Annotated in this window: 17 protein-coding genes; 14 read left to right on the top strand and 3 right to left on the bottom strand. The window is 50.5% G+C overall.

Features of this window, described 5'->3' with window-relative positions:
- Nucleotides 1–56 precede the first annotated feature (56 nt).
- From dapF to ACTS3T_RS18945, 8 genes are all read left to right on the top strand, one after another.
- On the top strand, nt 57–914 hold the full coding sequence (gene dapF / locus ACTS3T_RS18980; protein WP_377963728.1) for a diaminopimelate epimerase: 858 nt from the start codon (nt 57–59) through the stop codon (nt 912–914).
- On the top strand, nt 911–1,594 hold the full coding sequence (gene surE / locus ACTS3T_RS18975) for a 5'/3'-nucleotidase SurE (protein WP_462935385.1): 684 nt from the start codon (nt 911–913) through the stop codon (nt 1,592–1,594). The genes dapF and surE overlap by 4 nt, the downstream gene beginning before the upstream one ends.
- Nucleotides 1,595–1,684: 90 nt before the next feature.
- Complete coding sequence (locus tag ACTS3T_RS18970) at nt 1,685–2,704, top strand: permease (protein ID WP_377963724.1); 1,020 nt, start codon at nt 1,685–1,687, stop codon at nt 2,702–2,704.
- A gap of 9 nt (nt 2,705–2,713) precedes the next feature.
- Nucleotides 2,714–3,484, top strand: a complete 771-nt coding sequence (locus ACTS3T_RS18965) for a TIGR03943 family putative permease subunit (RefSeq protein ID WP_377963722.1) — start codon at nt 2,714–2,716, stop codon at nt 3,482–3,484.
- Nucleotides 3,474–5,057, top strand: a complete 1,584-nt coding sequence (locus tag ACTS3T_RS18960; protein WP_377963720.1) for a hypothetical protein — start codon at nt 3,474–3,476, stop codon at nt 5,055–5,057. Before ACTS3T_RS18965 ends, ACTS3T_RS18960 begins: the two co-directional genes overlap by 11 nt.
- Nucleotides 5,058–5,393: 336 nt before the next feature.
- Nucleotides 5,394–7,031 (top strand): iron uptake porin, encoded by a 1,638-nt coding sequence (locus ACTS3T_RS18955; protein WP_377963718.1) that lies wholly within the window; start codon nt 5,394–5,396, stop codon nt 7,029–7,031.
- A 54-nt stretch (nt 7,032–7,085) separates the two neighbouring features.
- The gene (locus ACTS3T_RS18950) at nt 7,086–8,552 is read left to right on the top strand and encodes a hypothetical protein (protein WP_377963716.1); all 1,467 of its coding nucleotides are present in this window, start codon (nt 7,086–7,088) and stop codon (nt 8,550–8,552) included.
- A 530-nt stretch (nt 8,553–9,082) separates the two neighbouring features.
- Nucleotides 9,083–10,735, top strand: coding sequence for a hypothetical protein (locus ACTS3T_RS18945; protein ID WP_462935384.1), 1,653 nt, complete (start codon nt 9,083–9,085; stop codon nt 10,733–10,735).
- A 76-nt stretch (nt 10,736–10,811) separates the two neighbouring features.
- On the opposite strand, the gene pgeF is transcribed toward ACTS3T_RS18945, so the two are convergent.
- Nucleotides 10,812–11,654, bottom strand: a complete 843-nt coding sequence (pgeF, locus tag ACTS3T_RS18940; RefSeq protein ID WP_377963712.1) for a peptidoglycan editing factor PgeF — start codon at nt 11,652–11,654, stop codon at nt 10,812–10,814.
- 123 nt (nt 11,655–11,777) lie between these two features.
- On the opposite strand from pgeF, the gene ACTS3T_RS18935 reads away from it, so the two are divergent.
- The 6 genes from ACTS3T_RS18935 (at nt 11,778) to ACTS3T_RS18910 (ending at nt 17,796) form a co-directional block, all read left to right on the top strand.
- Nucleotides 11,778–12,596 (top strand): biotin--[acetyl-CoA-carboxylase] ligase, encoded by an 819-nt coding sequence (locus ACTS3T_RS18935; protein WP_462935383.1) that lies wholly within the window; start codon nt 11,778–11,780, stop codon nt 12,594–12,596.
- 54 nt (nt 12,597–12,650) lie between these two features.
- Nucleotides 12,651–13,970, top strand: coding sequence for a M23 family metallopeptidase (locus tag ACTS3T_RS18930; RefSeq protein ID WP_377963708.1), 1,320 nt, complete (start codon nt 12,651–12,653; stop codon nt 13,968–13,970).
- On the top strand, nt 13,970–14,404 hold the full coding sequence (locus ACTS3T_RS18925) for an acyl-CoA thioesterase (protein WP_377963706.1): 435 nt from the start codon (nt 13,970–13,972) through the stop codon (nt 14,402–14,404). The genes ACTS3T_RS18930 and ACTS3T_RS18925 overlap by 1 nt, the downstream gene beginning before the upstream one ends.
- Nucleotides 14,405–14,654: 250 nt before the next feature.
- Nucleotides 14,655–15,068: a hypothetical protein gene (locus ACTS3T_RS18920; protein ID WP_377963704.1), complete on the top strand. Its 414-nt coding sequence runs from the start codon at nt 14,655–14,657 to the stop codon at nt 15,066–15,068.
- Between the two features lie 211 nt (nt 15,069–15,279).
- Entirely contained in the window at nt 15,280–15,570 is a 291-nt protein-coding gene (locus ACTS3T_RS18915; RefSeq protein ID WP_377963702.1) for an RNA recognition motif domain-containing protein, read from the top strand.
- Nucleotides 15,571–15,960: 390 nt separating this feature from the next.
- Entirely contained in the window at nt 15,961–17,796 is a 1,836-nt protein-coding gene (locus tag ACTS3T_RS18910) for an ABC transporter ATP-binding protein (protein WP_377963700.1), read from the top strand.
- A 6-nt stretch (nt 17,797–17,802) separates the two neighbouring features.
- Here the strand turns inward: ACTS3T_RS18910 and ACTS3T_RS18905 are convergent, their stop codons facing one another.
- Nucleotides 17,803–18,525, bottom strand: coding sequence for a phosphate ABC transporter permease (locus tag ACTS3T_RS18905; protein ID WP_377963698.1), 723 nt, complete (start codon nt 18,523–18,525; stop codon nt 17,803–17,805).
- Between the two features lie 729 nt (nt 18,526–19,254).
- On the bottom strand, nt 19,255–20,079 hold the full coding sequence (gene dapB, locus ACTS3T_RS18900) for a 4-hydroxy-tetrahydrodipicolinate reductase (RefSeq protein ID WP_462935382.1): 825 nt from the start codon (nt 20,077–20,079) through the stop codon (nt 19,255–19,257).
- Between the last annotated feature and the right edge of the window lie 173 nt (nt 20,080–20,252).

The following is a 20,252-nucleotide window of genomic DNA, read 5'->3' as shown; positions in this document are numbered from 1 at the left end:
CAACTTCTGGTTCACTGGCTGGTTACAATAGTTGACATTTACGCTGGGAGAGAGGCATGACGGCTACATTCACCAAGTACCACGGTTTAGGCAATGATTTTGTGTTGGTGGATAATCGCCATCAGACAGAGCCGCTCATCACTCCAAACGAAGCCGTTCGGCTATGCGATCGCCATTTTGGCATTGGGGCTGATGGCATCATTTTTGCTCTACCAGGGGAAGGAGAGCACGACTATGCCATGCGCATCTTTAACGCCGACGGCTCAGAACCGGAAATGTGCGGCAATGGCATTCGCTGTTTGGCCAAGTTTTTAGCCCAGTTAGAAACCTCCGAAGGCCATGCGCTTGATTTGCCCAAACGCTATTCTATCCATACGCTGGCCGGAACCATTGTGCCTAAACTGCAACCTGACGGCCAGGTAACGGTGGATATGGGGCCGCCTCGTTTACTGGCAGGCGAAATTCCAACAACGCTAACGGCAGCGGCTGAAAAAGTGATAAATCAGGCGATCGCGGTGGCCGGACAAAACTGGTCAGTCACCTGTGTCAGCATGGGCAACCCCCACTGCATTACGTTTGTAGATGAGGTGGCTACGGTAGAGTTAAGCCAGATCGGGCCACAGTTTGAACACCACAGCGCTTTTCCGGAACGGATTAACGTTGAATTTATTCAGGTGGTTAATACTAGCTACTTGAAGATGCGAGTTTGGGAGCGCGGCGCTGGTATAACTTTGGCTTGTGGGACGGGCGCTTGTGCAGCGCTAGTAGCCGCCGTCTTAAACGGTCATTGCGATCGCCAAGCGACGGTAGAACTGCCGGGCGGCCCTTTGCAAATTGAGTGGTCAGAGGCCGATAACCATGTCTATATGACCGGGCCAGCGGCGCAAGTCTTCACAGGTACACTGGCTAAATGACGATTGTTTTAACCAACGACGACGGCATTGAGGCACCGGGTATCGCAGCTTTGCAGGCCGCGCTGGGAACTCGACCAACGGTATGGGTTGCCCCTGATCGGCCTTTGTCTGGCTGTAGCCATCAGATTAATCGGGGTGGGCCAATCGCTATAGAGCAGCGATCGCCAGAGCGCTATGCCATTGGCGGCACCCCGGCTGACTGTACCCGTGTGGCTCTAAGCCACCTTTGTCCAGAAGCTGAGTTTGTGCTTTCAGGCATTAACGCTGGCGGCAATTTGGGTTCGGATATCTATGTGTCTGGGACGGTGGCGGCAGTGCGCGAGGCGGCGCTGCTACGGGTTCCTGGCATAGCTATTTCTCATTACATTCAGCGTAACCGGGTGATTGACTGGGTGGCGGCGACACGGCTAGCCGCTAAGGTGCTAGAACGGCTACTGTCTGAAAAGCTGCCAGCAGGCGCTTTTTGGAACGTTAACTTGCCGCATTTGGCAGAAAATGACCCCGACCCAGAAATCGTTTTTTGCCCCACCTGTACCCAACCCCTTCCTACCGATTACGTGGTCGAAAATCACCAGTTTCGCTACGTGGGGGAATATGGTCAGCGATCGCGCGATCCGGGGGCTGATGTGGATACCTGCTTCTCAGGAAAAATTAGCATTAGCCAAATTCGCTTGTGGTAGAGCGATCCCCAAGTTTAGTGATTACTTCCTGATTTCAGTAAAATAGCTAAGCAAGATAAAAGAACCTTTCGTTGAAGACGTTCCTGCCCAATGCCCACCCCCATCAGTAATGCTTTAACGCTGTTCTTCAGCCTACTGGTAGAAGCGATTCCCTTTTTGCTATTGGGAGTCACTTTCTCCAGCGTGCTTTTATTGTTTGTCGATGAGCAGCGCTTGGTAGCAGCGATGCCTCGCAATCCGCTGTTGGGGGCTTTGGCAGGTAGCCTGGTGGGCTTTTTGTTTCCGGTTTGTGAGTGTGGCAACGTCCCGGTTGCCAGACGATTGCTCATGCAGCAAGCCCCGGCTTCGGTCGCCATTGGTTTTTTGCTGGCGGCACCGACGATCAATCCGATTGTCATTTGGGCTACGTGGACGGCTTTTCGCGATCAGCCTGAGATTGTGGTCTTACGGGTGCTGTTTTCGTTGATAATTGCCACTTTAATTGGCTGGGTCTTTAGTGTGCAAAAAGACTTGCGCCCTTTACTCCAGCCGTCTTTGGCTCGTTTTATGCCAGAAGCGCAGCCAGAACTGGCGATCGCGGGTCAAGCCAGTTCGCCTTTGCTCAAATCTGGTACTTATCTCATTCAGCAGCCAGGTAAAACCGTGGCGCTGGGAGCTGCCGCTTACGGCCTGCCGCTGCCAAGTCCAGTCAGTAAGCCCTGGCCCGATAAGTTGCGGTTGTTGCTGGACAATATTATTCAAGAATTTCGGGAATTGGGGGCAGTGCTGATTCTCGGTAGCGCCATTGCTGCCTTCGTCCAAGTGGCCATTCCGCGCGAAATTGTGCTGAGTTTAGGTCAGGGGCCAGTTACCTCAATTGTGGCAATGATGGTGCTGGCCTGGGTGGTGTCCATTTGCTCAACGGTTGATTCCTTTTTTGCCCTTTCGTTTGCTTCAACCTTTACCAGCGGTTCGCTGCTGGCGTTTTTGGTGTTTGGCCCAATGATTGACCTGAAAAACATCAGTCTTTTGCTGACGGTGTTTCGACCGCGGGCAATTTTGTATTTGTTTGGTTTGGCGGCTCAGCTTACCTTTGTCTTGACGCTGCTGATCAATTTGTATTTGGGATAGAAAAGCGAGATGAATCGTCGGCGATCGCCTTATGTTCCCTGGGCAGACATTTTAGACATTCTGGTGCTGTTGGCCTGGGGGGTGGCTTTACTCAAGTATTGGCTGACGGGCCAGCTAGGGGTTTTGCTGCATCCTGACTACCGTTGGCTGTCTAATTCAGCCGCTGTGGTGTTGCTGGTAGCGGCTGTGCTGCGCGGCGGATACTTGGTACAGAAGCTGAAGCATACTCGCTCACGGGCGATCGCCAATCCTCGTCACTTTACGCTGCTTCCCCCCAACTTGAGCAGCTTTATGCTGCTGGCGGTTGCCGTTTTGGGGCTGATATACACGCCGCAGGCGTTTGCCAGCGATACGGCTTTACAACGGGGGATTACCGACACCTTAACCATGACGCGCTCTCAGCCCCAGCAATTTCGACTAGAAAATCGTCCAGAAGATCGATCGGTGGTGGACTGGGTACGGACGATCAATGTCTATCCTGAACCGGATGCCTATAGCGATCAAGCCGTTAATGTCAGCGGCTTTGTGATTCACCCGCCCAACTGGCCAGACAACTATTTAATGGTGTCTCGCTTTGTGCTAACTTGCTGTGCCGCTGATGCTTACCCGGTAGGGTTACCCGTTAGGCTAGAGGGCGATCGCGCTACCTATGCGCCCGATACCTGGCTAGAAGTCAAAGGAGCCATGACCACAGAAACCCTCGCCGACTTACGCCAACTGGTGATTGTGCCCACTAGCCTCACTGAAATTCCAGAGCCAGAGAATCCTTATGAGTACTAACCGGAGACAGCGACCCCCGCGCTGGCTAGCGATTGATCGCGTTGCGATTAGCTTTATGGCGGCGCTGGCAGTCGCTACGGTGCTGCTCTTGCTCATTGGCGATCGCGCGGCGGCGCGGGTGCGGTCTTTTTCCTGGAATGACCGTCATGTTGGGGCTGAAGATGTAGCGTTTTTGCTGACGTTTAGCCGACCGATGGATCATACCAGTGTTGAAGCTAATCTCCGAATTACGCCGCCGCTCTCAGGTAAGTTTAGTTGGGCAGGGCGACGGATGGCCTATACGCTAAATGCCCCGATTCCCTATGGGGAAAGTTTTGAAGTGGCTTTGCCGCAGGCGCGCGATCGCTTTACTGATCGCTCTGAATCGTCAAAATTTTTGGCTTTTCAAGCAACGTTTCAATCTCGCGATCGCGCCTTTGTGTACCTAGGGGTGGAAGGTGAAGAAAAAGGTCGTTTGGTGCTGTTTAATCTGACCCATCCCGATCAACAGAAGCAGATTTTAACGCCTGCCAACCTGGTTGTTTTAGACTTTGAACCGTATCCGTTGGGCGATCGCATTTTGTTTTCTGCAACTGATGTAGAAGCCTATCGTCAGGGATTGCTGAATCAAAAACTTTACACTGTGACGACTGGGCTACAGCCCAACGCCCCCGAACAGCTCAAAGCCCCTAGCCAACCCTTTTGGCGACGTTGGTTACGGCAAAATGAGGTGGCTGCCGTTGCCGGAGTCATTGAGCCAATCTTAGATAGCCAAACTTACCAAAATTTGAAGTTTGACTTGGCACCCAATGGTGAACTGATTGTTGTACAGCGAGTCAATCAGCAAAATCCGGCTGACTTTGGCCCCTGGATTGTCCGCCCCAACGCTGAGCCACAGCCGCTCAAAACGGAACCAGGAGGCGATTTTGTCATTGCCCCCGATAGTCAAACCTTGGTCATGTTGCAGGGGGAAGGCACGGCTGTGATTCCGTTACCTGAACAGTCGGGTTCAGCCCAAACTGCCGAACCGCTTGAATTTTTAGCTGACTATGGCCGAGTTTTAGATATTGCCAGCGATGGTAGCGCTGCGGCAATGGTTAACTTTAACCAAAACAACCCCGATCAGCGCTATACAGAATCTCTCTTTTGGGTAACGAATCAGGGCGAAGAAAAAGAGCTACTCACCGCTACTGGCTCAATTTTGGCGGCTGAATTCGACCCCACTAACCGAATTCTCTATTGCTTGGCAACGGAACTGATTGAAGCCGAAGACTACGTCGAGCAGCCCGTACTGACCTCAGTCAACGTTGAAACGGGCGAAATTCGCGATTTACTAGTTTTGCCACCTCAACGCAACATCAGTGTGAGTTTGGCACCCGATGGCTTAGCCCTACTGTTTGATCAGGTAGTCTCTATTGCTGAGATAGCCCCCACCGATTTGCGGGCCAGTGACGGTAGCGCCATCACCAACAGCCGGATTTGGTTGTTGCCGTTGTTTAAGACACCTCTAGATCGAATTGAGGGTATGCCTGCTCAAGCCATTCAGCCGGAGGAACTCCCCTTTTCGGGATTGCGTCCCACCTGGCTACCCTAAAACTGCAAAAACGCTCACCTTAGTCTGTATAAGTTTCTCTATCTCAGAGATATAGGTCTAGTGTGACGAGACTAAAGGCGGATTGCGTCGGTTTGAGCGAAGCGGTCGGCAACAAATTCAGTCTCACTTTATCTATATCTATAAAGACAGTTGACCCAACCCTGCGAGTCAAAGTGTTCGTTTTATCTGTTTAGGTGTTTATGGCTTGAGCAGGTAAAGTCTTTATCAAGTATTCAGTGATTTTTCAAATTACTGAGTGATTCCGTTCCTGAAGTTGTCCTCTGGGTTGAGTCGTTATCTAATCGAGCGTGTGGTGTAAGGTAAGGAGCCTGAGAGGTGTTTGATCACAAATATTTACTACTGGGGCTGAGCACAGCCTTGGTGAGTGTTGCGCTTGGCGGCGATCGGAGTTGGGCGGCTGAAGCAGCGGCTGACTTTAGCGCAAACGCCAACGCCAGTTTGGCTGCAGAATCGGTAGAGTTTGAGCTACTAGCTAGTGAGGGTGCAGAACCAGTTGTTCAGGTAGCTCAAACGACATCTGTAACTGAGCTGTCAGATGTTCAGCCCGGTGATTGGGCTTACCAGGCTTTGCGAACGCTGATTGAAGAATATCGCTGCTTGCGAGGATATCCCGACAATACATTTCGGGGTAATCAGACGATCAGCCGCTATGAATTTGCGGCTAGTTTGACGGCGTGTTTAGATGCAATTGTTGCGATCGCACCTGAACATGGATCAGTGGTCAATCGCCTAGAGCGCGAGTTTGAGCCTGAACTAATTGCCCGAGTGGAAACATTAGAAGCTAGAGTAGACGACCTAGAATCGAATCAGTTTTCGGACAATACCCGCCTCTTTGGTCAAGTGATTTTTGGGGTGCAGGGACGCAGCAGTAACGAAGCCGATTTCTTTCCAGTGGATGGGGTACGAGATGTAGAAGATCCGGGTGATAGCGTCAATTTGATCACAAACGCTCAGCTCAGCTTGTTGACTCAACTCAATCCTCGCACGCTCTTGCTAACTGGGTTACAGGTCGGCCAGGGTAGAACTGCGCCTAGCTTAACTAATAATGTCCGCCTTGGTTATGAAGGGGATACCGATAATATTTTTACTTTGAGCGACCTCACGGTACGGCATTTAATCAGCGATAATTTTGCGCTGATTATCGGTGCTGAAGGCGTTAATCCGGTCAACGTCTTTCGAGGCGCTAACCGTATTGAAAGTGCAGGGTCTGGCCCCCTCTCAGCCTTTGCTCAGCGCAATCCCATTATCAGCATTGGCGGTGGCCGAGGAGGGCTGGGTTTTGATTGGCAGATAGCTAATCGTCTGAGTTTACAGGGCGTCTATACTTCTAGCGGCCCTTCTGATCCGCAAGGGGGATTGTTTGGCGGAGACAACTCAGATACAACGTTTGGTGTTCAGTTTGCGGCTTCGCCTACCGATAACTTAGATATTGCCCTGCACTATCTCAATTCTTATTCCACAGTTGGCAATCTCAGAACCAATGTAGGTGATACACAACTCACCGCTGGCGATCCGCTGCAGACGAATGCGATTGGGGCTACGGCCTCCTGGCAAATATCCCCCAACCTGACTTTAGGGGGTTGGGGTGGATATACCCGCTCAGAATCACCTGACGAACCGGGTGATGTTGAAACCACTAACTGGATGGTTTTTCTTAACTTCCCCGATCTTTTTGGCGAAGGGCATCTTGGCGGTATTTACCTGGGGCAGCCGCCGCGTATTAGCAGCAGTACGCTGCGGCAGGGACAAAATATTCCCGATTTGCTGGCAGGCGGATTTGGCGATCCGGGCGACCAACCAGGCACCACTACTCATTTAGAGGTGTTCTATCGCTATCAGCTTACGGACAACATCAGCATCACACCTGGCATCATTACAATTTTTGAGCCTGCCAACACGCCTGATAGCGAAACCATCACGATTGGAGCTGTCCGCACGACGCTTCGCTTCTAAAGTTTGTCTGTTTACTGTGTCTGTATTCTTTATCTTCTGTCAGGAGTCTTAGCTATGAGTCGCATCTGCCACAAGACCCTGCTCGTTATCGGAATGAGCAGCACGTTAGCATTTAGTTTTGTACCGCTCGTTAAGGCGCAAGTTGAAGTCACTGGGGGTGAACTCACCATTGACAATGCTGAGATATTTCAGCCTATTACGGGCGATCGCATTGAGGTTGCCTCACCCACAACAGTAGTCGGAACTGATGAGCGCTCGGTTATTTATAACGGTGATTATCAGCTAGATCGAATTCAAATTGAAACTACTCAAGGGCCAATTCCAACGACAGCCATTTTTCAGCCAAGCACTCTTCCCACATTCGATCCGGCAATTACCAATCCGGGTAGCCCGCTTAATGCCACCAATATTGCAGAGGGTACTCGTAGCGGCCAGTTCCAGGGTACGCTCTTTTTTCGCAGCTTAACGCCGAACGGCGGTGCTGTTTTTAACAACATTCCAACCACGCTAAACTTTACGGTTACAGCAGCTACCAACCCAACTGAGCTAGGTGAGGTAACGGAATTTCGCGCTGAAAACTTTATACTGACAGAGGTCGGAACCTCCGAATCTCCCAATGCAACTGGTGTGGTTGTCCGCCGAACCCCTGTGACCTTGGTTCAGTACGACTTGGGTAATTTAGATGGCTCCTCAACCAACGGTCAGGCAACGGCAGAGAGCCTACAAAACCTGAATTTGTTTGTTCCGGCGGAGAGATACGATATTGCTCGCGAAGGCATAGGCTTTGGTTATGAAAGCCTTACCCTTGGCTTCGATGACGGTGTTATCTTTACCCCGCCTGGATTTAATATTGACGGCAGCACAATTTTTGACAATGGCGTAATTGAAGACGACTTTGGTCTTTTTAATCCTCCAGTCACTATTATTGAAACCTTTGAGCAGGGTGATGTGGTTGCGGTGACAACGGCCAGAGAAGGAGTTTGGCAAGTAACGCCTATCTTGCCGATCTTCATCCTCGAAGGCATTTTTGTTTTTCAGAATGTACCGGGTGGAATGTGGTTTGATCCGCCTGCTACCGATGGTTTCGAGTATGAAATGACACCACGCGATGTGCCTATTGGTTTAGCCAGCCGAGTTTTTCCGGGGATGACTGGCCTTAACCAGGCAGAAGATGCCCTTTTTACAGCTATTAGCGGGTTTCCCCAAGGGATCGATGCTGACGATCGCTTTACTGTTATTGTAGAGGGCCAGGTACTAGGTGAATTTGGCCCCGGTGATACGCTTCGCTTTCGTGATTATGCTGAGGTTTTGGGCGATCGCTTGATCGAAGACGAGGGGGTGCGTAAGTTTGTTATCACCGATATCAACCCCTCTGTGGATGCTGCCAATCCAGTTGCCTTTCCGCTCAAGCTTGATTTCAATACCCCCACTGCCAGCTTCGAAATGCGAGCAATGCAAGCCACTGCCTCGCTGCCTGAACCTGCCCAACAGATAAGCCTAGAAACCAGTTCAGCTCAATAGGTCAGGTCTTTTTAACGTCTAGGTTGAGTGAGTTTTTAGACCCCGCCAAAGAATTGGCGGGGTCTTTTTAGCGGAAAGAATTGATCGGTCGCCGAGTTCAGCGTTTAGCAAAATACGCTGCTCTATAGCGACTGTATTGAGTAAGCTACAGGCTACAGCCTCGAATTCTCAAAATTTGTAAAAGTATTCCGGGTGATGACAGGCTTTTGTCTGCTTCGGGGAACCGAACTTAGACGTCACAGGTCTATATAGGCAATTGTACGAATATATCAAGCATTGCGGTTACATCCCCTCTTTAGCCAATGGCTATGTTTTGGGTGGATGGGCGACTGTTGACTTCAAACTGCTTCTATAGCTGTAGTCACTAGGATTGAGACATTTATAATTGCTGAAAGCCTTTTGCCAAAAGCTTTTTAGCCTACCTTCTGCCTTTAGCTATATAAAGCCTAATGATAAAGAAGCAAACCTGCTAAATGAGCTTACCCGTTGGCCGATTGTCTGCTGATTACCCATATTTAGGAGATTGAACGATGAGTATCCCCCGGAAAGTTGCGCTGATTTTTGGCGTCAGCGGCACTTTAATAGCAGTTTTGCTGCCTACAGCGAAGGCTCAATTGCAAGTCACAGGCGGGGGCGCTACTGTCAATGATGCTCAGGTATTTCAGCCTAATACAGGCGATCGCGTTGAAGTTGCTACTCCAACAACGGTTGTCGGTAACGACCCTCGCTCAGTAATTTATGGGGGAGAGTTTCAGCCAGACAGCATCTTAATTGAGACAAACCAAGGGCCAATCCCCTCAACTGCTATTTTTCGACCCACAACACTACCCGTCTTTGACGCGACGATCACAAACCCTAGTAACCCTCTCAATTCCACCAATATTACGGATGGCACCCGCACAGGCGAATTTCAAGGCACGCTGTCTTTTAGAAGCTTAGATCCCAGCGGCGGAGCCTCTTTCTTTAACATTCCTACAACGCTCAACTTTACTGTAACCGCAGCTACAGGCGGTAGTGACCTAGGTGAGGTTACCGAATTTAGAGCCGAAGACTTTATTTTGCAAGAAACTGGCGTCGCTGCTTCTGGTAATGCTGTGGGTCTTGTGCAGCGCCGTACTCCCGTTGACTTAGTGCAGTACTCTTTGGGGAATTTAAATAGTACCTCTGCAAACGGCCAAACGGTCTTTAATACGTTTGTGCCAGCGGCTGCCTATGACCTTGCTCGAGAAGGGGTTGGTTTTGGCTTTGACAGTCTTGACCTTAGCTTTGATAGCGGTGTGATTTTGACGCCTCTGGGATTTGATATTAACGGCAATACGCTTGTTAGTGATGGTGTGCTTGAGGGTGAGATGAGAACGCAAACTTCAACCGTTACTTTTATTAGCTATTTCAACGAAAACGACATTATTGAAATCATCGGTGATGCTGACGATGTCGAGTACGACGACGATGTAGACTCCGACGATGATGATTCGGATGATGACGATGACTCAGACGATGATTCGGATGACGACGATGACGATGTCGCCAACGGTACCGATGATTCAGATGATGATGACGACGATGATGACGATGACGACGACGATCGCCGTGAAGGTCGTCGCCGCCGTCAGACCCTTCGCCGTTCGGTTCAGATTGGCCGTGTGCAAGTGCGTCCTATTTTCCCGCGTTTCGTCTTTGTCGGTGTTTTTGTCTTTCAAAATGTGCCTTCGGGGCGTTGGTTCGATCCGCCCGCTACCGATGGCTTTGAGTATGAAATGATTCCACGGGATGTTCCTATTGGCTTAGCTAGTCGTGTCTTTCCTGGCATGTCTGGTGTAGGACAGGCAGAAGATTCTTTGTTTACCGCTATTAGTGGCTTTCCCCAAGGTGTGGATGCCGACGATCGCTTTACCGTTTCCGTAGAAGGGCAGGTTTTAGGTGAATTTGGCCCTGGCGATACGGTTAACTTTAGCGATTACGCCGAGGTGCTGGGCGATCGCCTGATTGCAGGGCAGGGGGTGCGTAAGTTTGTTATTACAGATATCAACCCCTCTGTAGATGCTGCCAATCCCGTCGCCTTCCCGCTCAAGGTAGATTTCAGCACCTCCACAGCTAGCTTTGAAATGCGAGCCATGTCAGCGACAGCCTCAGTTCCCCAAGAGGTTCCTCAGGTGAGCCAAGACATTGGCAATCCTGAATAGATGCTGTGGCAGCGTGTTTAGGGCATAGGCAGGTAACAGGCAGGTAAGCTGAAAAGAGAGGCGGATATAGTCAAGGTCAAACGGCTATATCCGCAAACTCATTGTCTTGAGTCGGCAAACTAACAATGCCTGACCATTGAACTTTTTTCTCGCGAGTGCGGCGGTAAGAGAAAAACTGTTCAGGCTCTTGAAAGGTGCAGTGAGGAGCCACGGCAATTTGCTTAGCATGAAGGCCGAGTTGCTCCAACTGCCGTACGTTGACCCGCCGAACATCTAGTTTGACTCGCCCTGGTTGAGGATCAACCAGTAGCGGCGACGGTTGCGTTTGCTGCAAATGGTTGACTAAATCTGCGGCTGTTGCAAACTGGTTAGGATCGACCAGCGTGGCCCCGACTTCAGCCGCAACCTGGGTAGAAACCTGATAGACTTCTCCGGCCACCGCTGGCCCCAAAGCAACGCGTAAATCTTCTAAACGGCTACCCTGTCGCTGGAGTTGTTCTACTGCTTTGGGCACAATTTTAAGTGCTGTGCCTCGCCAGCCCGCATGAATGGCAGCAACTTGCCCAGTGACGCGATCGCCAATTAAAACAGGGGTACAGTCAGCACTACACACCCAGGCTGCTTGCAGCGAACTGTCGGTTAAAACGCCGTCGGCTAAGGGCCGATCGGGTTCTGATGGGGTAGCACTAGCTACCGAGACGACTTGAGGCGCTCTGGCGATTTCAGTAGGCGTCAAGATGTGATTGCCATGCACTTGCTTAACTCGGTGGACAGAGGCTCCGGGATGCAGCGCCTGCACCAGACTTTCCGGTGGGGAAGGCCAAAACTGAGCGGTAAAAAATCCATGCGGCCACGGCTCTAGCAGCCCGCAGGTGAGATAGGGTAAGCCGTTCCAAGTTTTCCAAGTCCAGAGTTCCATGAGGTGGAGATTTCAGCGAAAGGGTTTATTTGTTTACTTGATCAATTCTGCCGTGATCAGGCCGCCCTCTGCTGGGTTGCAAGCGTGATAAGCTGGCGACAGAGCGTTTTTGGCCTCTGCTTTTTGGATCTTCACCAGCTACACCAAAGCTTAGCTGCCCCGGCTCAGTCGTTGGGGCTTGAGCGATCGCTCAGCTTAGTTCATCCCCAGTTCCATATTCATCTATTTGAAAATCTCAGCTCTACCAACGCCAAGCTGTGGGAACTGCTCAAAGCAGATGCCCCGGCAGGTAGCGTTGTGATTGCTCAGCAGCAGTCAGCCGGACGCGGGCAGTGGGGGCGTACTTGGGAATCACCGTTGGGTGGGCTTTATTTGTCACTAGCGCTAGTACCCAACTTGTCGGTTCATCAAGCCCACTGCCTGACCCAATATAGTGCTTGGGGAATAGCGGCGGCTTTGAGAACACTGGGTATACCCGTGCAGATCAAGTGGCCGAATGACTTGGTGGTTCAGAGCCGAAAACTCGGCGGCATTTTAACGGAAACGCGGATCGAAGCTGGGCTGATAACTCAGGCGGTGATCGGTGTGGGTTTGAATGTCACTAATCCGGTACCGACGATCGGGATAAATTTAGCGACAGTCTTGGCTGACTTTCCGGTGGCGGCTCTTGAGCGTTTGGAAACAGTAGCAGCCCTGGTACTGCGAGGTATTGTCCAGGGGTATCAGTTTCACCAAAAAGTAGATACCGTGACGTTCCGGAAAACCTACGAAAGCCTGTTAATCAATTTCGGTCAAACTGTTAACATTGATGGGCACTCTGGTCGCGTGATTGGCGTCTCTGAACAGGGATCGCTGCGGGTAAGGTTAGCGCCAACCCAGCACTCAGACGGAGACGAGATTGATATGCCGCCAGGGGCGATCGCCCTGGGATACAATACTTAATAATTTGCGCTGTTGACTCGCGATTTGAGACTGCATTCAGTACGGAGAGATGGTATGCCTTCAAAGCCCAGCCCTAAGCCAGATTTTCCAATCCGCAGGGCAACGTTGCTGATGCTGCGTGGCTTTTGTCTTATCGGTGGATTTGGCCTCCTGAGCAGTGGTTGGGTCATGGCCGAATCCCTGCCCAACGAACAACCCTTAGAAGAGTTGTCTACCAAAGCTGCTGACTTAACCCTGACTGTTTCTTCTGATCCGGCTCCGGCTCCGGCTCCCGCCGCGCCGCTCTCGTTAGCTCAAGCTGCCGAGTTAAAAATTGAGACTGCTCCAACCGCAGAAGTTGCCCCCAGTGCTCCGGCGGTAGCGGCTCCGGCCACTGAATCGGTTCCGGCCGTTGAAGCTCCGACGGTGACGCCGCCTAGCGAGGTTGTTCCGGCTACGCTTCCGGCCACGGATGAGGTACCGCCAGGGTACAACTCAGTGTTTGTCGATCCCACTGAGTACAGCGTTGGGGCGACTGAAAGCCCAACCCTGGTTTTTTCAGAGCGCTCTACAGGCTGTCAGGCCACATTACAGCAGGGGCAAAGCGTGCCCAATACTGTCTGCGGTGGTGTTAGCGGCGGTAATAGCAATACTTTGCCCGCCCTCCCTACCAATGGTGGAGAACAAAGGGTGGCTGAAGCAGGGGTCGGGGGGACTCCTTCAGTCAATGTGGGGCCAGTGAATATTAGTGCCAACGGCATCAACTTTTCTGGCGGTAGCACAGCCGCTGGACGTGATTACTACAATCGCTTGCTGCGTCCGCTCAATAGTCTGCGGCAAGGGGTGCAAAACTATATTTTTCCGCTGGCGGTACCGGCTCCGATTACCTCTTTGTTTGGCTGGCGAGTACACCCTATTTATGGCACGCAGCGCTTTCATTCGGGTACCGATTTGGGTGCGCCTTTAGGTACCCCGGTGATCGCTGCTCAAGCAGGACGAGTGGTGACGGCTGATTTTCTTGGAGGCTACGGTTTAACAGTCATTTTGCGCCATAAAGAGGGCACTGAAGAGACGCTTTATGGGCACATGTCGCGTCTGTTGGTGCAGCCAGGAGACTGGGTGGAGCAGGGAGAAGTGGTTGGTTTAGTGGGTAGCACAGGTAACTCTACGGGGCCACACCTGCACTTTGAGGTGCGACAACTGACGGGTGATGGCTGGGTGGCTATGAGTCCGAATGAGCTATTGGGTTACGCGCTAGCTAACTTTAACCAAACCCTGAACGGCCCAATTGCGTCTCTCATTTTGGGGGGGGATGCTGAAGCGACACCAGCGATTAAGCCAGCAGTGACTACGCCAGATCTGCCGTTCCGTCCGGCTCAGCCGAATGCCAGCTGATGCCCTTTTCCTATGGGCGAACTATTCGTTTTGCTGAAACGGATGCAGCCGGAGTTGTTTATTTTGCTAACTGCCTCTGTCTCTGCCATGAAGCTTATGAGGCTGCTTTAGCAGAGGCGGGGGTAAATTTGAAACTTTTTTTTAGCTCAGGGGCGATCGCGGTGCCGATTGTCCATGCAGAGGTTGATTTTTATCAGCCTCTTTTTTGTGGCGATCGCGTCGAAGTTGGGCTAACCCCCCAGGCTTTAGATCAAAGCAGCTTTGTGGTCAGCTATCAGATCTGGCGGGGTGATGAAGGAATTGAACGCGATCGCCCGTTAGCCCAAGCACTGACCCGACATGTTTGTATTGACCGAACCAGTCGTCGCCGTCGGCCACTGACAGCGGAGTTGCAGCAGTGGCTTGCTCAGTTTTCGGCGGCTGGGAGAGACTAAAAAACTTCTGCTGCTTGGCACCGGGCGATCGCTATATTGGCTCAATCTACAACCGCTAGCAGAGATAGCTGTAGCCACCAGCGTTGAAACACTTTATGGCTGCAAGCCACTGCCAGAAAAGCCTTTCTTTTGCTCTCTGCCTGCTAATTTCTACCTTTAGCTATCACATCTGTCTGGCTCTATCTAGCCCAACTAACCCGAATGAGAGAAAATCCTGTGACAAGATGAAGAAAGCGCCCGCACTTAAAATATGACCGTAATGGATCCTGATCTAAACATTCCCTTCGATCGCCTGCGTCAGTTACGAGCTATTCTGCTCAAACTCCACAAAGCCTTACTCGATTCAGAAAAAATTCTTTACGAGCAAATGCATGGCCGCATTCGCTCTAGCGGTGAGTTTTTTCAGCTTGTGGTTGAGCATGAGTGGTTTAACTGGCTGCGGGCTATCTCTAAGTTTATTGTTCAAATCGACGAAGCCTTAGATGCTAAAGAACCAATGACCTTAGGGCAGGTTAATGGGCTACTTGAGGATGCTCGCCAACTGCTACGCCCCGTAGAGCAGGGGACAGAGTTTGAAAAACGATACTATCAGGCTATTCAGCGCGATCCCAATATCGCCTTTATGCACGGCCAAGTGACTAATTTGCTGCGGGTTCCTTCCTAAAGGCGATCGCATCAACTGCCATCATCACTGTGCCAGCTAACTCGGATGATTTATCATCCTGAGCTAGGCTTGTCTCGCATTTCAGAATAGTGTTAGGCTGAAGAAAGTTAGTTTTCGGTAGAGCACGCTTGTTTCAATGTCGATTTCGATTTCGATGACAGCTACATCTCCGTTTGACTCGCTACATGTTATTGATTAAGGAGATGTTCCTATGTCTGTTTATGTGGGCAATTTGTCCTACGATGTCACTCGCGAAGATTTAGAGCGAGTATTTGCCGAATATGGCAATGTCAACCGAGTTAGTTTGCCAACCGATCGCGAAACCGGGCGTCCCCGTGGCTTTGCTTTTGTCGATATGGCGGCAGAAGACGAGGAGCAAAAAGCAATCGAAACCTTAGACGGGGCCGAGTGGATGGGCCGCGAAATGAAAGTCAATAAAGCCAAACCTCGCAACGAATCTCGTAGCAGTGGCGGCGGCAGCTATCGACGCGCTTCCTTCTAGCAGTTAACAAAATATAGGTTTTAGCTTATCAGTAGCGTTAGCTGCAAAGAGCTATTTAGGCAGGCAATTTTTTGTCTGCCTTTTTGCTGTATTCAACCAGTCGTTTAAGCGGTAAAGCCATAGGCAATATAGCTAAAAGCAGAAGGCTAAAGGCAGGGCTTGCTGTCAGGGCTTGCAGAAAATTTTTACGCTGTCTTTAGCTCTAGTAGCCGTTGCCCACAAAGCGATCAAGGTGCCTTAGCGCCATAGAAATTAAAGCTTCTGACTCATGCATTTTGGCAAACGCTATTGCTTTTGTCCGTAATTTGCCCAACTTTTCTGTATTGGCACATAGGAAAAAGCTGTCAGGCATCGTGGCAGCAAGCTTTTACACCTAAGAGCATCTACCCTATGCAGCCTCTAGAATTAACCCCCTTTCAAGCCCTCAGGCGTAGCGTAGGCATGGTTTTTCAGGCAGCGCCTCAAGAACTACGCAACTTGGCTTTGCTCAACCTGTTAACAGGCACAGGGCCGTCTATTTCTCTATTTTTGAGCAAAGTCATTATTGACGAAGCTTCACGCGTTGTTGAGCAAGGCGGCGTCAGCAATCCGCTGAGCTATATTCTTGCAGAACCGAAGCTGCTATGGAGCATTGCGATCGCTTTAGGGCTAAATCTAATTGTTGATTCAGTCGATTCTGTCGGTACCACCCTGTTTGCTGCTCTACGCGATCGCGTACAGGGCTATGGTCGAGGTCGGGTACTGGAAAAAGTTGCTTACTTTGACGATATCGCCTTATTCGAGACGCCCGCACTGCTAAACCTGCTAGAACTTAGCGAAAAAGGGTTAGAGCGGCTACAACGTCTTTCGTTCATTGTGGCTGCTACCTTGATGGGAATTTTTACCTTTCTCCCCTCTGTTATTGTTTCGGTTTCAATTGCTGCGTGGATTCCAGCCGTGCTGCTAGCAGCCTCCATTCCTTCCATTTTGGTTGAAATTCGCCACCATCGCAAAAGCTGGCGGGTAGAAGAAACGCAGGCTGGTATCACTCGCAAAATGAGTATTTATGCCAAAACGATTATCAGCGAAGACTTTGCCAAAGAGGTGCGATTGTTTTCACTGCAAAATGTGCTGCTTGAGCGCTGGCGCAGCTTGTTTAACCAGATGTTTACCAAAATGGCACAAGTCCGCCAGGATGGAGCCTGGACAGTGATGATTTGGGCTTTAGTGGGTGGGGTTGGGGTGGCTTTTCCTTATGTTTACGTAGTGATGGGCGTACTGGCAGGTACGTTTACTCTGGGGGACTTAGCCCTTTATACGGGCATTTTGCTACAGCTACGACGCAGTTTGTATCTCTTGATTGCCCATACAGGCGATATTTACGATGTTTCGCTGGCGACTGCGCCAATTTTTCAGCTTTTAGATCTGCAACCTCAACTTCACACCGGCAGTCAGCGGTTGTGTCCGCCTGCGATCGCAGAGCCAGACCGACAAGGCATACAGGTTCGAGATTTGTCCTTTACTTATCCAGGTGCTCACCAGCCAACGCTAAAAGCCATAGACTTTGACATTAAACCGGGTGAAATGGTGGCACTCGTAGGCGAAAACGGCGCAGGTAAAACAACGCTGGCTAAGCTGCTCTGCCGCCTCTATGATCCGACAGCAGGGAGCATTTACTGGAACGGCCAGAATCTCAAAACCTTAACGCTCGACGAACTGCGATCGCGCCTAGGTGTAGTCATGCAAGATTATGCCCGGTTCCCAGCAACGCTGCGCGAAAACGTCGGCTGGGGCTATTTCCCGCAGATGAAAACAGATACAGCTATTTATGCCGTTCTGCAAAAAGCTGGCATTGAACAGTTGGCAACGACCCTAGAGCAAGGTCTAGAGACTCCTTTGGGCAAACAGCTAGAAGAGGGCGTTGATCTATCAGGCGGACAGTGGCAGCGAGTGGCGATCGCCCGGGCATTGATGCGGCTTACGCAAGTTGAGTTACTAGTGTTTGACGAGCCAACAGCAGCACTCGATCCTAAAAATGAGCACGAAATTTACCGTATTTTTCGCACAATTGCTCAAAATCGCATGTCAGTTGTAGTCAGCCATCGGCTAGCTTTGGCCAAACTTTGCGATCGCATTGTAGTACTCGAACAAGGCCAGATTATTGAGCAGGGTAGCCACGAGCAGCTCATGGCTTTAGCAGGACGCTACTACACTATGTTTAGCCGTCAGGCCAGTAGCTACCTGTAGCTGCGTTTATTGGCGACCTATCGAATAGTCATCGTCGTAGTCGTACATGGGTTCCTCAACCGGACGGGGCCGACGATAAGCAGAGCGACCAGGCAGTAGCTTTTGTCGCACTTCTAAAAACGTATCTCGACGCAGGTAGGGATAGTCGCCCACCCAAAGCTTGTGGTCAGGAATATAAACATCCGAAATCATATTGATTCGGCTGAGGTCTTCTCGATTGGAAAGTACCAGCATTTCGGCAATGTCGCCTCGCCGAATCAATCGATGATCACGCTTCAAAACAGTCTGAATCGGCGTTCTAAAGCCTGTCTTATCTCCCAACTCCAGATTAAGATAGCGTTCTCGGTCTTCAACAATAACTAACTCACCCCGGTTGTTGACCGTTTCTTCGGTGCTCACCACCTCATCTGTCACAAAGACATCTAACACCCGTCCGCGCCAAAAGCCGCTATAAGAGTTGCGTCTAGCCCAACGATTGCGCCGATTGGCCTGCCAAACAGGACTCCATAACCAATACAGACCCGCTATAGTACCAGCCGTAAAGGTGAGCGGATCAAAAGCTTCGCCCAACACCAACCGGGCGATAAACACCCCTACCCCCGCCACGACTGAAATTAAAAGCCGTCGCAGAAAATCAGATAACTTACCCCAGTAATGACGATACTGCTCACCCGTGGCCATACTGGGCAGCAGTTCATCGAACTTTTCGCGGGTTAAGGGTACCAGCATGGCTTTTGGGAATTTGTATAAAGACCGTAAGGTGAATGAGTATTACTTTTTAGGATAGCAGGCAGCGATTACAGTTAGGTAGCAAGTTACTAATAGATGCAGTTAGATGGGCAATTGTTCCCGAGTTTTGAAGGAGTTTTACTATTCTTAGGAAACCTCAAAAACATCTAGTATTTTTACGGACTTTAAAGGCTTTTCTTCAACGCCTTTTTTTATGACTTTCGGTAGTTATGGCGAAGCTATTTATTAGGCTGAAATAGGAGAATGGAATCAATTCTGAAGAACGCAGGTAGAGCACACCCAAACATCTTAGGGGGCAATTTAGATGTTTGAAGAGCTTTGCTAAAAAGCGTCCTTACAGGTAAATGCCTGACCCGGGGGGCTATATGGGTCAGGCAATTTTTTTTGCCTAATCGAGCCAAGCTTTTCTTTTGATTGATGAAACGTGGCAAAACCCAAGCGGTGACTCAGTTTTAAGCCAGAGTCTGGGCTAAGACCCCGCCGCCGCCAGCAATCCACAAAGCCGCATTAGAAAGATAGACTGCTCACCTCAGTTGAGAATGGCTGGCAGCTTTGCCTGTCAAGCTAGAGGCAAGTCGATTAGCTTAACAAAGCAAATCGCTTTAGGCTTGAGCAAAATAGCGGATATTTTGCTGAAAGTTTGAGTTAGCTTTATGGAAAATTTTGTCAACCCTTTTAAGCTAGAAATTGACTCAGATCAAACAATCTCTAAAGGATTTTGTCTAAGCCATAAATGAGTGACTTAAGGGGCATAACGCGACGGATAGAAAGCAAAACCCCTGGCATAAAAGAAGCGCGATCGCTGGTATCATGACGCAGCGTATAAATTTGCCCTGGGTCGCCAAAAATAATTTCTTGGTGGGCAATCAATCCTGGTAACCGTACGCTGTGAATATGAATTCCTTCAGCAGTTGTTCCGCCCCGTGCCCCCGGAAGCTGCTCCGACTCTTTTACTTCAGCGGGGTTGTACTGTGATTGAACTTGAGCTAGCATCTGTGCCGTTTGCACAGCGGTACCGCTGGGGGCATCCGCTTTTTGGTTGTGGTGTAGCTCAATAATTTCGACATGGTTAAAGTATTGAGCCGCTTGCTGAGCAGCCTGCTGCATCAACACTACGCCAATAGAGAAATTAGGAATAATTAAACAACCCGTGCTGGCTTTATCGGCGAATTCGGCCAGTTCACGAATCTGCTCAACGCTGAGTCCGGTCGTGCCGACAACTGGACGAACCCCATAGGCGATCGCTGCCCGCGTCGTTTCGTACACCGTGTCGGGATGGGTAAAGTCCACCATGACAGACTGGCCTTCTGATTGAGCCATGACTAGCGTGGCTTCTAAGTCTGCCATAACTGGAATTTCTAACGGGCCACAGCCAATCACTTCGCCGATGTCTTCGCCTTGAGTCGTAGGGTTTTTGTCAATTGCACCCACCAGCCGCATGTCTGCTGCCTGAGAGACGGCTTTAATCACCTCACGGCCCATTTTGCCGCAGGCTCCATTGACAACAACGGGGATGGAGGTTTGGTTTGCCATGACACACTCACAGTTTTCTCGTCTTTCTTATCATGGGCATTGTATAGCTAAAGGCAGAAGGCTGAGGGCACAGAGCAAAAGGACAGCTTTTCTGTCAGGGGCTTGCAGTCATTAAAGTGTCTTAGCGCTTGTGGCTAAAGCTGTAGGCATGGTTGAGGACACTGGCTAAAAAA

Origin of the sequence: Almyronema sp. (assembly GCF_052168255.1) — a bacterium.
GTDB lineage: Bacteria > Cyanobacteriota > Cyanobacteriia > Phormidesmidales > Phormidesmidaceae > Sphaerothrix > Sphaerothrix epifaneia.
Note: the sequence above shows the minus strand (reverse complement) of the source record. Positions and strands in the feature narration are given on the sequence as shown.

Excerpts from the sequence above, each read along its gene's own strand:
- ACTS3T_RS18920 (WP_377963704.1), top strand. The coding sequence starts at position 14,655 with ATGACCGTAATGGATCCTGATCTAAACATTCCCTTCGATCGCCTGCGT.
- dapB (WP_462935382.1), bottom strand. The coding sequence starts at position 20,079 with ATGGCAAACCAAACCTCCATCCCCGTTGTTGTCAATGGAGCCTGCGGC.
- ACTS3T_RS18910 (WP_377963700.1), top strand. The coding sequence starts at position 15,961 with ATGCAGCCTCTAGAATTAACCCCCTTTCAAGCCCTCAGGCGTAGCGTA.
- pgeF (WP_377963712.1), bottom strand. The coding sequence starts at position 11,654 with ATGGAACTCTGGACTTGGAAAACTTGGAACGGCTTACCCTATCTCACC.
- surE (WP_462935385.1), top strand. The coding sequence starts at position 911 with ATGACGATTGTTTTAACCAACGACGACGGCATTGAGGCACCGGGTATC.
- ACTS3T_RS18930 (WP_377963708.1), top strand. The coding sequence starts at position 12,651 with ATGCCTTCAAAGCCCAGCCCTAAGCCAGATTTTCCAATCCGCAGGGCA.
- ACTS3T_RS18965 (WP_377963722.1), top strand. The coding sequence starts at position 2,714 with ATGAATCGTCGGCGATCGCCTTATGTTCCCTGGGCAGACATTTTAGAC.
- ACTS3T_RS18925 (WP_377963706.1), top strand. The coding sequence starts at position 13,970 with ATGCCCTTTTCCTATGGGCGAACTATTCGTTTTGCTGAAACGGATGCA.
- ACTS3T_RS18950 (WP_377963716.1), top strand. The coding sequence starts at position 7,086 with ATGAGTCGCATCTGCCACAAGACCCTGCTCGTTATCGGAATGAGCAGC.
- ACTS3T_RS18905 (WP_377963698.1), bottom strand. The coding sequence starts at position 18,525 with ATGCTGGTACCCTTAACCCGCGAAAAGTTCGATGAACTGCTGCCCAGT.
- ACTS3T_RS18960 (WP_377963720.1), top strand. The coding sequence starts at position 3,474 with ATGAGTACTAACCGGAGACAGCGACCCCCGCGCTGGCTAGCGATTGAT.
- ACTS3T_RS18945 (WP_462935384.1), top strand. The coding sequence starts at position 9,083 with ATGAGTATCCCCCGGAAAGTTGCGCTGATTTTTGGCGTCAGCGGCACT.
- dapF (WP_377963728.1), top strand. The coding sequence starts at position 57 with ATGACGGCTACATTCACCAAGTACCACGGTTTAGGCAATGATTTTGTG.
- ACTS3T_RS18915 (WP_377963702.1), top strand. The coding sequence starts at position 15,280 with ATGTCTGTTTATGTGGGCAATTTGTCCTACGATGTCACTCGCGAAGAT.
- ACTS3T_RS18970 (WP_377963724.1), top strand. The coding sequence starts at position 1,685 with ATGCCCACCCCCATCAGTAATGCTTTAACGCTGTTCTTCAGCCTACTG.